10 protein-coding genes are annotated in these 15,587 nt (G+C 53.7%); 6 read left to right on the forward strand and 4 right to left on the reverse strand.

Going from position 1 to position 15,587, the window contains the following annotated elements:
- The first annotated feature begins 203 nt into the window (after positions 1–203).
- From R3I13_RS12600 to R3I13_RS12615, 4 genes are all read left to right on the forward strand, one after another.
- Positions 204–3,719, forward strand: coding sequence for a SusC/RagA family TonB-linked outer membrane protein (locus tag R3I13_RS12600; RefSeq protein ID WP_346318312.1), 3,516 nt, complete (start codon positions 204–206; stop codon positions 3,717–3,719).
- Between the two features lie 12 nt (positions 3,720–3,731).
- The gene (locus tag R3I13_RS12605; protein WP_346318313.1) at positions 3,732–5,123 is read left to right on the forward strand and encodes a SusD/RagB family nutrient-binding outer membrane lipoprotein; all 1,392 of its coding nucleotides are present in this window, start codon (positions 3,732–3,734) and stop codon (positions 5,121–5,123) included.
- 116 nt (positions 5,124–5,239) lie between these two features.
- The gene (locus tag R3I13_RS12610; RefSeq protein ID WP_346318314.1) at positions 5,240–6,670 is read left to right on the forward strand and encodes an L-serine ammonia-lyase; all 1,431 of its coding nucleotides are present in this window, start codon (positions 5,240–5,242) and stop codon (positions 6,668–6,670) included.
- Between the two features lie 126 nt (positions 6,671–6,796).
- Positions 6,797–7,351, forward strand: coding sequence for a hypothetical protein (locus R3I13_RS12615; protein ID WP_346318315.1), 555 nt, complete (start codon positions 6,797–6,799; stop codon positions 7,349–7,351).
- A gap of 37 nt (positions 7,352–7,388) precedes the next feature.
- Here R3I13_RS12615 and R3I13_RS12620 read toward each other — a convergent pair whose 3' ends face one another.
- Entirely contained in the window at positions 7,389–8,291 is a 903-nt protein-coding gene (locus tag R3I13_RS12620; protein ID WP_346318316.1) for a peptidoglycan DD-metalloendopeptidase family protein, read from the reverse strand.
- Positions 8,292–8,345: 54 nt separating this feature from the next.
- On the opposite strand from R3I13_RS12620, the gene R3I13_RS12625 reads away from it, so the two are divergent.
- Positions 8,346–9,899: a methylmalonyl-CoA mutase family protein gene (locus tag R3I13_RS12625; protein WP_346318317.1), complete on the forward strand. Its 1,554-nt coding sequence runs from the start codon at positions 8,346–8,348 to the stop codon at positions 9,897–9,899.
- 24 nt (positions 9,900–9,923) lie between these two features.
- Positions 9,924–10,829 (forward strand): class I SAM-dependent methyltransferase, encoded by a 906-nt coding sequence (locus tag R3I13_RS12630; protein ID WP_346318318.1) that lies wholly within the window; start codon positions 9,924–9,926, stop codon positions 10,827–10,829.
- Positions 10,830–10,884: 55 nt separating this feature from the next.
- Here R3I13_RS12630 and R3I13_RS12635 read toward each other — a convergent pair whose 3' ends face one another.
- From R3I13_RS12635 to R3I13_RS12645, 3 genes are all read right to left on the reverse strand, one after another.
- Positions 10,885–13,086, reverse strand: coding sequence for a S46 family peptidase (locus R3I13_RS12635; protein ID WP_346318319.1), 2,202 nt, complete (start codon positions 13,084–13,086; stop codon positions 10,885–10,887).
- A gap of 138 nt (positions 13,087–13,224) precedes the next feature.
- Positions 13,225–14,631, reverse strand: coding sequence for a dihydrolipoyl dehydrogenase (lpdA, locus tag R3I13_RS12640; RefSeq protein ID WP_346318320.1), 1,407 nt, complete (start codon positions 14,629–14,631; stop codon positions 13,225–13,227).
- A gap of 160 nt (positions 14,632–14,791) precedes the next feature.
- On the reverse strand, positions 14,792–15,463 hold the full coding sequence (locus R3I13_RS12645; protein ID WP_346318321.1) for an outer membrane lipoprotein carrier protein LolA: 672 nt from the start codon (positions 15,461–15,463) through the stop codon (positions 14,792–14,794).
- Between the last annotated feature and the right edge of the window lie 124 nt (positions 15,464–15,587).

Here is a 15,587-nt window from a genome sequence, read left to right on the forward strand (position 1 = left end):
ATTGTTACAAAAAGCAGAGAGCCGCTCCAATTGCGACCTGGCAGCGGCTCCTGTTTGCGTTGAATAATCCCTTTTCATGAATTATTAAACTTACCAAAGCTATGAATTTGTATGTAGAAAAAAGCAATTTCATTGCCCCGCTATGCAATGAAATACAGCCGCCGGCCCCCTTCTCCCGGCAGCTGGCATTCAAAAGGTGTATTATGAGGATTTCCATTCTGGCCATATTGCTCACAATCAACGGCTTACTCATGGCCGCCACCGGCCGCGGGCAGGATCTTAACAAGATCACCGTGTCCATCGACCTGCGGAACGCTTCGCTCAAACAGGCGTTCAAAAAGATCGAATCGCTGGCCGACTGCTCTTTTACTTACAGAACCCAGGACGTTGCAGGTTACAACAACATCACCTACCAGGCAACAGATATCCCCGTCAGCCGCCTGCTCGACGAGCTGTTGCGCACTACAGACCTGCGTTATGAGCAGGTAAACGCCAATATCGTCATCAAAAAGGGGATCGCTCCCCCGGTCCACGGCTCTTTTTCCGCCCGCGGAACGGTCGTTCCTTTTGATGGCGGTATCAGGGGCGTAGTGCGCGACGCAGCCGGCTTGCCGCTGGCTTTCGCCACCATCCAGATCGTAGGCACCACCAAAGGCGCTGTGGCAGACGAACAGGGCCGTTTTTCCATCAGCGGCCTGGAACCCGGCACCTACAAACTCCAGGCTACCGCCATGGGCTTTAAAGCCACCATAACAGAAGTGACCGTGGTGAATAACCAGACCGCAACCGCAGACTTCAACCTCGAAGGCGGCGACACCAATCTTTCCGAAGTGGTGGTTACCGCGCTGGGCATCACGCGCAGCCAGCGTTCGCTCGGTTACGCCACGCAAGGGGTGAAAGGGGAAAACCTCACTTACGCCAAAGACCAGAACGTGCTGGGCTCACTGGCAGGTAAAGTGGCCGGCGTACAGGTGGTAGGCTCATCAGGCGCCAGCATGGGCGGAACGCAGAAGATCAAGATTCGCGGCGTGAATTCTATTTCCGGTTCAGACCAGCCGCTGATCGTGGTAGACGGTACGCCTATCTCCAACGCCAACTTCGCGGAAAGCGACCGTGCGGATTACGGCAACCTTGCGCAGGATATCAACCCTGAAGACATCGAAGACATCAGCGTGCTGAAAGGTCCCACCGCATCCGCGCTGTACGGCCTCCGCGGGCAATACGGCGTGATCATGATCACTACCAAAAAAGGAAAACGCGGCGCCAAAAAAGTGAACGTGCAACTCAACAGCGCTTTCTCCATCGAAAAGGCCGCCAACTTCATGAAGCTGCAAAACCTTTACGGGGCGGGCTCCAAACAAACCTGGAACACCCTTGCCAACGGGCAGAAAGTAGTGCAGACAGACTGGGATGAAAGCTGGGGACCGAAAATGGACGGCACGCCCGTGCGCCAGGTATTCAGCTTCTACCCGCTCGATCCTGATTTCGGCAAGGAAACACCTTTCGTGCCGCACCCCAGCAACATCGAAGATTTTTATGAGACCGGCACTACGTTCAACAACGGCGTGAACGTAACAGGCGGCAGCGAGAACGCTACTTTCCGGCTGAGCTACAACAATACCAATATCCGCGGCGTAGAGCCCAACAGCTGGCTGAAAAGGAACAACCTCGGCGTAAGCGCTTCGCTTGACCTGACCAGCAACATCCAGGTGTCTACCAATATCAACTACGCCAACAACAGCGCCCAGCGACCATCGCAGGGCTCCGAGTGGGGTTCGCGCTACATCGTGCAATGGTTCCAGCGGAACATAGACATGAAGCGGATGAGGAATTACAAATACGCGGACGGCACCAACCTGCACTGGAACATCAATCCCCCGGCCACCGGCGGCAACGGCATAGTAACAGACTTTGAGCCGCAGTACTGGGACAACCCCTACTTCGACGCATACGAAAATACCAGCAACGACGGCCGCGACCGCTTCTTCGGCGATGTTGGCCTGACGTACAGCGTATTGCCCGGCCTCAAGCTGAGCGGCTTTGTGCGCGGCGATATGTATACGCAGAACATCGAAACGAGGATCGCATTCGGCAGCAGAAGAGTGCCTTCCTATACCAGCGCCAAATACCAGAACAAGGAGATGAACTATGAGTTCCTGGCGCAATACAATAAAACGGTCAACGACTTTTCCTTCAACTTCAACCTTGGCGGCAACATCTTTAACCGCAAATACAGCTTCGTGTCAGGAGCCACGGCGGGCGGGCTCTCCAGCCCCGGCTACTACAACCTTGCCGCTTCCATAGACCGGCCTGTGCTTAACTCCTACAAGCTGGAAAAGACCATCCGTAGCGCATACGGCATGGCTTCCGTGGGGTATAAGAACCTGTTGTTCCTCGAAGCGTCGCTGCGCAACGACAATACTTCCACCCTTAACGAGAACAACAACTCTTACTATTATCCTTCCGTATCCGCCAGCTTCATTTTCAGCGACGTGCTGAAATGGCAGCCCCTGAGCTATGGCAAGCTGCGGCTTAGCTATGCCCAGGCAGGGTCTGACGTGGGCGTGTTTGCCACTTCCGTGAACTACGGCGTGGGCGGCATTTACAGACCGGCTACCGGCGCGGCGGTGAATTCGCTGTTCGTGCTGGACGACCTGGTGAACCAGAACCTCAAACCTTCCTTTGCACACTCTTACGAAGCAGGTGTAGACCTGAAGTTCCTGGACAGCAGGCTGGGGCTCGATTTCACATATTACCTGCAAAAGAACAAAAACCAGATCATTCCGCTTGCCCTTTCCGGCACCAGCGGCTACAGCGGCACCATCATCAACGCAGGGCTGATCGAGAACAAAGGATTTGAAATAGCGCTTTCCGCTACACCCATACGCAGCAAGAATTTCAGCTGGAGCACCATATTCAACATCAGCGCCAACAAGAGCATGGTGAAAGAACTGGCGCCCGGGCAGACCGTTTACCCGCTTTATTCATCCACCTACTCCGGCGTGACCGCATACCTCAACGCCTACGTAGGCAAGCCCTTCGGCAGCCTCATCGGCAAAGCCTACCAGCGCGACTCCGCCACCGGAGCCATTCTGCTGGGGTCGAACAACATGCCGCTTTATACCGAAGCCACGCACAACTTCGGCTCCGTGCTGCCAGACGCCACCGGCGGATGGCAGAACTCCTTCACCTTCGGCAACTTCGACCTGAGCGCCATGATCGATTACCAGGTAGGCGGCATGTTCTTCAGCCGTTCAAGGATGCTGGCCGTTAAAACCGGCATGGCGGAAGAAACAGCGGCCATCAACGAAAATGGCAAAAACGTGCGCGATCCTGTGGCAGACGGCGGTGGTGTGAAAATTACCGGCATGAAAGCCTCCACCAAAGAAATGGTGACAGTGTTTGTGGAAGCGCGGCCTTATTACCGCACGACGTTAGGCACACACGTGTACGAAGAGTGGTTGTACGAAAGCGATTATATCAAGCTGCGGGAAATGAGGCTGGGATATACTTTCAGCAAAACAAAGCTGGCCAAACTTCCATTCAGCAGCATCAATGTGGCGCTGATAGCGCGTAACCCGTGGATGATCTGGCAGAAAGCACCCAAAGGCCTCGACCCTACGGAGCTTTCCAGCGGAAGCCAGAGCATCAGCTGGCTGGAATCAGGCCAGGCCAACACGGTACGTTCTTACGGAGTAAACCTTATCGTCAATTTCTAAAGCCACATCACCATGAAAAGAATATATCTTTTAGCAGGAATCACTTTCATCCTTGGGGCTTGCAACAAATTCGGCGACATCAACGTGAACCCCAACCTGCCCAGCCAGGCTTCCAACACGCAGCTGATCGCCAACGCGGAGCTGTTCCTTCCCGTGCTGGCCGAATCGCCGCAGGGGGAATACAATGCGCAATACCTTTCAGAAACACAGTATCCTAACCTTTCATTATACAACCAGGTTTCAGCAAACTTTTACAGTATTTACCAGGGCCCGCTGATGAACCTTGAGACCGTGATCAATTCCAAACAGCTGGACGCCAAAGAAGGCCCCATTGCCAACCAGCTGGCCGTTGCCAAGATCCTGAAGGCGTATTATTTCTGGCATATCACAGACCGCTGGGGAGATGTGCCCTATTCAGAATCGCTCAAAGGCAGCGAGAAATTCACGCCTGTATACGATACGCAGGCATCCATTTACAACAGCCTGTTCGCGCTGCTGAATGAAGCGGACAAATCCATCGTGGCCGGCAAGATCAGCAACGACATCCTTTTTAACGGCGACATGACCCACTGGAAAAAGCTTGGCAACACGATCCGGCTGCTGATGGCGCTGCGCCTCTCCCAGGCCAATGCCACCAAAGCCCGCGACGAGTTCAACAAAGCGCTCACCGCAGGGGTGATGACCAGCAATGCCGGCAACCTCGTGTTCCGCCACCTGCCTGAAGCCGCCAATGAAAGTTACTGGTACGACCAGGTTACCGACCAGAACCGTAAATGGTGGGCGCTCAGCAAACTGCTCGTCGGCAAAATGAAACCCGTTGGCGATCCCCGCCTGCCCGTTTATGGCGACCCGAACGTGGACGGGCAATATGAGGGCCTTGAATTCGGCGCGCTGGACGGTCTCAGCACCACGGCATTCAGCCTGCTGGGCGCAGAGATCCGCAAACAGGACGCCTCCGTTTACCTCGTAACCTATGCCCAGGCCCTCTTTGCACAGGCCGAAGCCGCCAAACGCGGGTGGATAGCCGGGGGCGATGCTGCCGCCGAGAATTTCTACAAACAGGCCATCGAACATTCCGTCCGCCAATGGAATAAAAACGACACCACCGGCTATGGCGCCATGATGGCCGCTCCCGGCATGGCCTATAATGCTGCCACCGCCCACGAGCAGATCGGCAACCAGCGCTGGGTGCACCTGTTCATGCACGGTTACGAAGCCTGGGCGGAATGGAGAAGGACCGGCTTCCCCGCCTTCAGCAAACCGCAGGGTAAAGACGTGCCTAACCGCCAGGGCTACCCGCCGGACGAGGTGTTCAACAACGCCGCCAATTACGCAGATGCGGTGAGCCGCCAGTTCGGCGGAGCCGGAGACGGCCTCTACGGCAAGGTATGGTGGGATCAATAAGTCTTTCTCTATCTGTCATATAAATGCGCGTTACTGCTTGCGGTAGCGCGTATTTTTTTTCACCGGAACAGAAGTGATCCCAAATCCCTTAACTTTGGAGATTAAACCTGTTTACAGTGCCACACGAGTGCATCTCCGTATTTGATATTTTCAAGATAGGCGTAGGTCCCAGCAGCTCCCATACATTAGGCCCCTGGCGCGCCGCCATGCGTTTCATCGATGAATTGGCCGAAGCCGGCAAACTCCCTGCCGTACAGCGTCTCAGCGTACTGCTCTATGGTTCCCTCGCCAAAACCGGGCATGGGCATGGAACAGACATAGCTGTTCAGCTCGGTCTTGCAGGCGAAGATCCCGTTACCTGCGATGTGAATGACATAGACGCGAAGATCGAAAAGATCCGCCGCGAACAAAAGCTGCGCCTGCAGGGGCAATACGAGATCACTTTTGATCCGCTGACAGATGTGGAATTCCTTTACGAGGAATCGCTTCCCTTCCACCCCAACGCGCTTACTTTCCTTATTACATTGCAAGACGGTGAACAGCTGGCATCCACCTGGTATTCCATTGGCGGGGGCTTTGTGGTGAAGGAAGGAGAAACTGCGGGCGGCGGCAAAAACAATGTGGACCTGCCTTTCCCGATCGATACCGCGCGGCAGCTGCTGCAATGGTGCATTAAAACAGGCTTTTCCATTTCAGAACTGGTGCTGGAAAACGAACTGGCCTGGCGCAGTGAAGCGGAAACCAAAGCCGGCATCTTGCAGATATGGGAAGTGATGCGCGACTGCATCTACCGTGGCTGCCATACGACCGGCGAACTGCCCGGCGGGCTGAAAGTGGGGCGCAGGGCTGCGGCGCTCAATACTAAACTGCTGAAAGGAAGAACATACACCAATTATAACAGCTGGGTGGAAGCCATCCGCGCAGGCGGGGAACATTTCTCCTACACGCTGGACTGGGTGAGCTGCTTCGCGCTGGCCGTCAACGAAGAGAATGCTTCTTTCGGCCGCGTGGTGACCGCGCCCACCAATGGCGCAGCAGGCGTGATACCCGCCGTGCTGCAATATTTCATCACTTTCTGCGATGGCCTGCATACAGAAAAGATCATCCAGTTCATGCTCACCGCTTCCGAAGTGGGCAGCATCTTCAAAAAACGCGCAACCATTTCGGCTGCTATGGGCGGCTGCCAGGCTGAAATAGGCGTATCGTCTGCCATGGCCGCCGCAGCACTCACGGAATGCATGGGCGGCAGCCAACGCCAGGTGCTGATGGCCGCGGAAATAGCCATGGAGCACCACCTCGGCCTCACCTGCGACCCCATCGGCGGCCTCGTGCAGGTGCCCTGCATTGAAAGGAACACCATGGGCGCCATCAAGGCCATTACCGCATCGCAACTGGCCCTCCAAAGCAATCCAGAGCTGGCAAAGGTTTCGCTGGACGCCGTGGTGAAAACCATGTGGGAAACCGCGCAGGACATGAATTCCAAATACAAAGAAACCTCGGACGGCGGACTGGCCGTGAATATCCCGCTCAGCCTGCCCGAGTGCTAACCATTCAATAATTTTCCAATTCCGGCGTTCCGTCATAAAGCGGAACGCTTTTTTTATTTAATCTGATGTTTCCAGTTACAAATAATAAATTAATATTATATTTGTAATTCTAAAACACATTCATTTATGCCATCCAGTCAGGAACTGTTGTTTATCGTAATTATTGCAGGCGCGGTAGTGCTCGTTATCTGGACCCTGAAAGACACCTTGAAAAAAGGCGAGAAGAAAGAAAAAGAAGAAAGGGAAAAGGCGCTGAGAGCCGCTTCAGGAAAAGCAGAAGGTCATGGCGACGTGGTGCTGCCCCTGCAGCTGCAGGCATATGAAAGGATCGTGCTGTTCGTGGAGCGCATTGCCCCGCAGAACCTGATCGGCCGTGTGAACCAGCCGGGTTTTACCGTGCTGGACATGCAGATAGGCATGGTATCGAACATCAAATCGGAATACGATCACAACGTTTCGCAGCAGATATACGTAACCGCGCAGGCCTGGGAAGCGGTGAAGACCGTGAAAGAACAGACCATTTCCATCATCAACCAGATAGCGCTGAAGCTCCCGCCGGACGCGCCTTCCATAGAACTGAACAAACAGATACTGGAACTGTTCATGCTGCAGCCGGAATCCCCTTCAGACATTGCGATAGAGATCATCAACGCCGAAGCGCGAAAGCTGATGCAACGGTAAAGGATAAACAAAAAAGAGACCATGCAGGTCTCTTTTTTTATAAGTTCTTTTCCCGGATCATTTCGTTCAGCAGGTACGTTTTCCCGTTGAACCGGATATATAAAGGCCTGCTGGCGTACCAGGGCCTGCCTTTCTCAATTTCATGCACCTGTATATGCAGGTGCGGCTCGGAACTGAAGCCGGAGTTGCCCACGCAGCCCAGCGGCTCCCCGATCTTCACCATATCCCCTTCTTTCACCATCACGCTGCCCATTTTCAGGTGGCCCATAAACACGGTGTAGTTATCTCCTTCGATCACCACCATATTGGTGTTCTTCGGGCCGCGGGTCATGTTCGGCGGGATGTTATCGGGATTGTCGCCATGAGCCCGCACCACTTTGCCGGAACACGGACTATACACTGTATCGCCGAAGATGGCGTAGTCTTCCAGCTTCCTGGAGAAAACAGTATTGGCCCGGTTGCCGTATTTGTTCAGCTTTACAATATCCATTGCATAAATGGCGCCGCGCAGGCTGAAGTGGAAAATATTGGTGGGCAGTCCCTTCCCTCCCTGTAAAACGAAATAACGGCCTTTTTTAAGCGGGAAATCAAGCTCAACGGTCTTGGGTACTCCCGTAGTGCCCGTAAAATATAAAACGCAGGCAGCGCCCAGTAAAATGGTAAAAATGAATTTTCCCCAGATGCTCCGCCCCCGGAGGGTTGTTTTCCGCCGGATGAAGAACCAGGCAGTGCTGAGCAGGAACAGTACGCCGAAAACATACTTCAGGTAAATGCTCAGGAACACCCACATGCCGTAGAGGTAAATGAACAAAGCCAGGAAAGCGGAAAGCACGGCGGTAAACACCAGGTCTGCAAGCGGTTTCCGGGAAGCCCGGTACATCAGGAATATACTCAGCGCTGCCAGTCCGATCGTTAGCGCCAATAACAAATACGTAATCATAGCCGGGCAACAAAATTTACCGCAATTTATCGTTTTTAAAGTAACATTGTAAATATGGAAAAGAAGATCAGGACGGATTCGGGAATAGAGATACAGCCATTGTATGCCACTCCCGTGCCGATGGATGAACTGCCCGGCAGCTTCCCCTTCACCAGGGGCATACATGCGTCCATGTACCGGGATAAACTGTGGACCATGCGGCAATACGCTGGGTTCAGCACCGCGGAAGAATCCAACAAACGTTACCATTACCTGCTGAGCCAGGGCGTTAGCGGCCTCAGCGTGGCTTTCGACCTGCCTACGCAGATCGGCTACGATTCAGACCACGCCATGGCCGAGGGCGAAGTAGGTAAAGTAGGCGTAGCCATCGATTCGCTGGAAGATATCGAAACCCTTTTCGCCGGCATTGAACTGGAAAAGGTATCTACCTCCATGACCATCAACGCCACTGCATTCATCCTGCTGGCGTTTTATATTGCGCTGGCCAAAAAACAGGGGGCAGACCTGCATAAGATCTCCGGCACTATTCAAAACGACATTCTCAAAGAGTACGCCGCCCGCGGCACTTTCATTTATCCCCCTCAGCCTTCCATGCGGCTCATCACAGATATTTTCGACTATTGCAGCCGGGAAGTGCCCAAATGGAACACCATTTCCATCAGCGGCTACCACATCCGCGAAGCGGGCGCCAACGCCGTACAGGAGCTGGCTTTCACCCTTTCCAACGGGAAGGCCTATCTGAAGGCAGCGCAGGCCGTCGGGCTGGATATCAACGTGTTTGCCAAACGCCTCAGCTTTTTCTTCAACGCGCATAACCACCTTTTTGAAGAAGTGGCGAAATTCCGCGCGGCGCGCAACATGTGGGCGCATATCACCAAAGAGCTGGGCGCCACCGATCCCAAGGCGCAGATGCTGCGGTTCCACACCCAGACCGGCGGCAGCACGCTCACCGCGCAGCAGCCGCAGAACAACATTGTGCGCGTGGCCGTGCAAACGCTGGCCGCCACGCTGGGCGGCACCCAAAGCCTCCATACCAATGGTTTCGACGAGGCCATTTCCCTCCCAACGGAAGCGGCTGCACGCATTGCGCTGCGCACCCAGCAGATCATCGGCTACGAAAGCGGTATTGCAGACACCGTAGACCCCCTGGCGGGCTCCTATTACGTGGAGGCGCTTACCAAAGAAGTGGAAACCCGCGCATGGGAACTGATCGGGAAGATAGACGCCATGGGAGGTTCCGTGAGCGCGATAGAACAGGGATTCATACAGGATGAAATCGCCCGCAGTGCCTACCAGTACCAGCAGGAGATCGAGAACGGCGAAAAGATCATTGTGGGCGTGAATAAATTCACCGTGAAAGAAGAAGCGGATACCGAAGTGTTCCGGATAGACGACAGCATCCGCAAACTGCAGTCCGAGAAACTGCAAAGCCTCCGCAGCCGCCGTGATAACGAAAAAGTAACATCCATGCTGGCCGCCCTCGCCGCCCGCGCGAAAACATCTGAAAATCTCATGCCCCTGGTGGTGGAGGCCGTGGAGAACTACTGCACCCTCGGCGAAATCGCGGATAGCCTCCGGAATGTATGGGGAGAATACAGGGGGATATAATTTGTTTATCTTGCAGCCAGCTTTATGACAACCATGAGTAGCATCCATTATACGCAATGCCCTGTTTGCGGGTCGGCAAAGATCGGCCAGGCGCTCACCGCCAGGGACTATACCGTATCGAAAGAAACCTTCGCGATCTGGGAATGCGCTGCCTGCACAGGCCGCTTCACGCAAGACGTTCCTACACTTAACGAAATAGGACGGTACTACCGTTCAGAAGAATATATCTCCCACTCCGAAACCCGCGAAGGGCTGATCAACCGCATGTATCACAGCGTGCGAAAGATCACCATGCGCTCCAAGCAGAACTGGGTGAAAACCGCCGCAGGCGTAAAACAAGGCAAACTGCTGGACATCGGCAGCGGTACCGGCGCCTTCCTGCATCACATGAAGCAGCTGGGCTGGGACGTTACCGGCCTGGAGCCCGATGCCGGCGCCCGCGAAAATGCGCGCAACCTTTACCAGCTCGAAACACGTAGCGTCGAAGACCTTTTCTCCCTCGCGCCTGCGCAATACGATTGCATCACCATGTGGCATGTGCTGGAACATGTGCACGACCTGCATGGTTACCTGCAGCAGATCCGCACACTGCTGAAGCCCGGCGGCGCGCTGCTGATCGCCGTGCCCAACTACACCTCCACCGATGCCCGCATATACGGCGCCGAATGGGCCGCTTACGATGTGCCGCGCCACCTCTACCACTTCTCTCCCCGCTCTATGGACATCCTGCTGCAGCGTCATGAGCTGAAGATCGTGCAAAAGCATCCCATGGTGTTCGACGCCTTTTACGTGAGCCTGCTCAGCGAAAAGAACAGCAAAGGCGGCAGCGGCCTGGCAGCCGGCGGCTGGAACGGCCTCCGCTCCTACTGGAAAGCCTGGCGGCATGTGGACAAATGCAGCTCGATCGTGTATGAAGTGAAAGTGTTATAAAGAATGCCATCAACATAAAAAAAAGACCGTCCCATCAAGACGGTCTTTTTTAATATCAGGACGCTTTTTTCAACGGCGCCATCTTCGCTTTTTTGGGATGCACCAGTTTCATTTCATCAATGAGGTTCTTTGCGCCGGCAAACTTGTCTACGATGAACAATACGTATCTGATGTCTACCATGATGTTGCGGCAGATGGACGGATCGTAGTTGATATCGCTCATGGTCCCTTCCCAGGTACGGTCGAAGTTGAGGCCGATGAGGTTGCCGTACGCGTCCAGCGCGGGACTGCCGGAATTGCCGCCTGTAGTGTGATTGCTGGCAATGAAGCATACCGGCATTTTGCCGTTTGCGCCGTATGGACCGTAATCTTTTTTCGCATGCAGTTCCCGTAATTTTTCAGGCACGTCAAACTCGTAATCGCCTGGTTTATATTTTTCCATCACACCGTCCAGCGTGGTGATGAAGTCGTATTTCACCGCGTCGCGGGGCGTGTAGCCGTTCACTTTACCGTAGGTGATGCGCAGCGTGCTGTTGGCGTCAGGGTAGAAACGTTTGTCTTTCATCACTTCCATCTGCGCGGCCATATAACGGCGTTGCAGGCGGTTGATCTCCGGCTGCAGCTCGTCGTAAGGTTTGTTCACAAAATCGATGTAACCGTTGCGCAGGCCGATCATCAGGCGGGTGGCAGGGTCTTTCCATACATCTGCCGCCACGCTTTTGTATGGCCTGTCGAGGAACGCGGCCAGTTTATCGTACGAGGTGAAAGCGGATTGGCTGTACATTTTGCCTGCTGTCGTTTTCCCGTCTTTATTCGTTTCCATCCAGATTTGGTAAGCTTCCCCGCCGATCTTGTTAGACGGCACCTCTTTGAAATAAATATCCAGCAGCGCCGTAGCCACTTCGCGGTCCACATCGTTGTTGTAGTTCTGGTATTGTGGTTTTACTTTGGCGAGATATGCCTGTTTGAGTGTTTCGTATTGCTCTTCTCCTTTCAGGCGCGTTTCCTGCAGGAGGGTGATGGCGTTATTGGCAAAGCCCAGCATTTCCACGCTGCGTATCAGTTCGCTGTAATAATCGCGTGCAATGGCGTAAGGCGCCTGGGTTTTGTAAAGATTGTTGAGCGAATCCAGCAGGCCGCTGTACGTGCCGCGATATTCGGCGTTATTCTTTACCAGTTGCTGAAAGCGCGCTTCATAGTCCAGCTTGCGCTGGATGCCGTTCGTCTGGCGCACGCCCTGCATCTCCCCGATCCATTTTTTCCAGGCATTGGCCGTGGAGGCTTGTTTGGCGGCATATTGAATTTTTATCTGCTCGTCTTTGCGCATAAACCCGTCGATCACTTTCAGCGCGGCATCGCGCATACTGACGCGGGCGGGGTCCTGGCCTTCCACGGTGAGCTTCATGGCTTCGGAGGGCAGGTATTCATTGGTGCGGCCAGGGAAGCCGAATATCATCGTGAAATCATTCTCCGCAATGCCGTCCAGTGAAATGGGCAGGAAGTGTTTGGGTTGAAGGGGAACATTGTCTTTGGAGTATTCCGCAGGCCGGTTGTCTTTCCCGGCGTACACCCTGAAAATGGAGAAGTCGCCCGTATGGCGGGGCCACACCCAGTTATCCGTATCGGCGCCGAACTTCCCGATGGAAGAGGGCGGCGCGCCTACCAGGCGTACGTCTTTGTATGTTTCGGTCACGAACAGGAAATACTGGTTGCCGTCAAAGAAAGGTTTGATGAGGGTTTCCTGCCAGGCTTCCTTTTTTGCATCGGCTTTGATCTTATTCAGGTTCTTGTCTATCGCGCTCTGGCGTTCGGTTTCGGTGAAAGTGGCGGAAACGCCTTCCAGCGCCGGCTTCGTCACATCTTCTATGCGTACGATGAAAGTGGCGGTAAGCCCTGCGTTGGGAAGTTCTTCCTGCATGCTGCGGGCCCAGAAGCCCTGGTCCAGGTAATTATGCTCAAGTGAAGAATGTTTCTGTATGGCGTCGTAGCCGCAATGGTGATTGGTAAGCAGCAGGCCTTTAGAGGAAATGATCTCCCCGGTGCAGAAACCGCCGAAGCTGACGATGGCGTCTTTCAGGCTGCCTTTGTTGACGTTATAGATATCTGCCGCGGTGATCTTCAGGCCCATGCCCTTCATTTCCTTTTCATTCAGCCGGCCTAAAAGCTGCGGCAGCCACATGCCTTCCGTGGCAAAAACGGGAAGATGGGCCAGGGATAATGCTGCTATCAATGTTAGCGCTGCGAATTTTTGCCTCATAAGATGGATTTGGTGAATCAAAGCGGCAATTTACTGATAACCGGAGGATTAACAAGGCGGTTGGCGCGCCGGTTATCACAAACACAAAGGCCGCACCGGATGGTGCGGCCTTTGCCTTATCGTTATCAACCGGTTGGTTTACAGGTGAATCGCTTCGCCGTAAGCCACTTCGATCGCGTCTTTCACGGATTCGCTCATGGTCGGGTGCGGGTGGATGGAGTTGAGCACTTCCAGGTAAGTGGTCTCCAGCGTGCGCGCGGTAACGGTCTGCTCGATGGCTTCTGTTACGTTCATGCCGATCATGTGTGTGCCCAGCCATTCGCCATATTTGGCGTCGAAGATCACTTTTACGAAACCTTCTGTAGCGCCTGCGCCTACTGCCTTGCCGGAAGCGCTGAAGGGGAACTTGCCCACTTTCACTTCGTAACCGGCTTCTTTGGCGGCTTTCTCGGTATAACCCACTGATGCGATCTCAGGCGTGCAGTAAGTACAGCCCGGAACGTTGTTGTAGTCGATCGGGTGGGGTTTGTGGTTGTATTTCTTTTCGCTGTAAGCGATGGCTTCCACGCAAACGATGGCTTCTTTGGAGGCCACGTGCGCCAGCGCCTGGCCCGGAACCATATCGCCGATGGCGTAAACGCCCGCAACGTTGGTAGCGTAGTAAGGATCCACCAGTACTTTACCTTTGTCGGTTTTTACGCCGAGGGTTTCAAGACCGAGCCCTTCGATGTTGGCGGTGATGCCCACAGCGCTCAGTACCACGTCAGCTTCCAGGGTTACTTCGCCGGTGGCGGTCTTCACTTTTGCCTTTACGCCGTTCTTCGCACCTTCAACCGCTTCCACGCTGGCGTTGGTCATTATTTCGATACCTTTTTTCTTGTAGATCTTTTCCAGTTCTTTGGAGATGTCTTCATCTTCCACCGGCACGATGCGCGGCATGAATTCAACGATGGTCACTTTGGTGCCCAGGGTGGCGTAGAAATAGGCAAATTCAACGCCGATAGCGCCGGAACCTACCACGATCATGCTTTTGGGCTGGGTGGGCAGGTTCATGGCCTGGCGGTAGCCGATCACGTTCTTGCCGTCGATCTTCAGGTTCGGCAGCTCGCGGGCGCGGGCGCCTGTAGCGAGAATGATGTGCTTCGCATCCTGAACGGATACTTTCCCGTCTTTATCAGTCACTTCTATCTCGCCTTTCGCTTTCAGTTTGGCAGTGCCCATGATCACATCGATCTTGTTCTTCTTCATGAGGAACTGAACGCCTTTGCTCATTTTATCTGCCGCGCCACGGCTGCGTTTGATCACAGCGGGGAAATCGACGGTGGAGCCCTCCACGGTTACGCCGTAATCCTTGGAATGGTTGATGTATTCAACTACCTGTGCGGATTTTAACAATGCTTTGGTCGGGATGCAACCCCAGTTCAAACAGATACCGCCCAAACTCTCCTTTTCTACTATTGCTGTTTTAAATCCCAGTTGAGAAGCCCGGATAGCCGCCACGTATCCACCGGGGCCGCTACCAATTACGATTACGTCGTATGCCATATTGCTTGATTTTTATAATAAAACTTGGCAAATGTAGCAAAAAAAAGTAAAGTTCTGCTAGTTGCGGCGGATAGATGACAATGGCCGGATACAGCCTTTTGCAAATGAAAAACGGCCCCCAAACCGGGAGCCGTTCCAATATTATGCTGAAAAGGTTTGCCTACCGGAGGTCCACCACTTCCACGTTGGGATATTTCTTCACGTCGAAGGTGAACAGGTCATCCTTCACGGCGCCGTTGGGCGTAAAATTGGTGATCTCGTAAGTGTAGCGGTTGCCGTTCTTTTCAAAAACCTTCATCCGGGCCAGGGTCTGGTTCTTCTTATCCACGTCTACCAGCACTTTGAAGAAGTTCTTGGATTTGTCGGTCGGCGTCAGTTCAATATTCTGAAGCACCTTGCCCTTTTCGGTGGTTTCACCGTTCAGGCGGTACAGGAAGTCTTTGTCGTAGAAGTTGGTGAAGATCTTGGCGGGCGTCATGCTGTTGTTGCTCTGGTCCACATTGCTGATCGTCACTTCGTTCACATCTTTGGCGTAGGTCCAGGAGGTTTTGTTGTCGCTGATGATCTCCTGCCCGTCCATGATCACTTTATACTTGGAGCCTTTTACGTAAACGGAGCCTTTTTTGGTGTCGCTCACGCTGTTGTTGGCGCCTTCCACCTTCAGCACGAAATTAGCGATAACAGATTTGAGGGATTTGAACCTTTTGCTCACGCCATCCAGCACTACCTTGGCTTTCGGATCGTTTTTGCCGGCGGATGAAGCCTGGGCGCTGGCGCCGAATACCATCCCGCACATGATCAAACCCGTTAATACCGTTTTCTTCATCATCATAAGTTTAAATGTTGTAGTTGTAGGGAATTAGACCAAATCTTATGCCGGTAAGTTTATACCGCCATGTTAAAGAAATGCAAAATTCGTTTTTTTCCTTCAAAAGAGGAAGCATGCAAGCTGGCCG

It is taken from the genome of Chitinophaga sp. YIM B06452 (assembly GCF_039655965.1).
Classification (GTDB): domain Bacteria; phylum Bacteroidota; class Bacteroidia; order Chitinophagales; family Chitinophagaceae; genus Chitinophaga.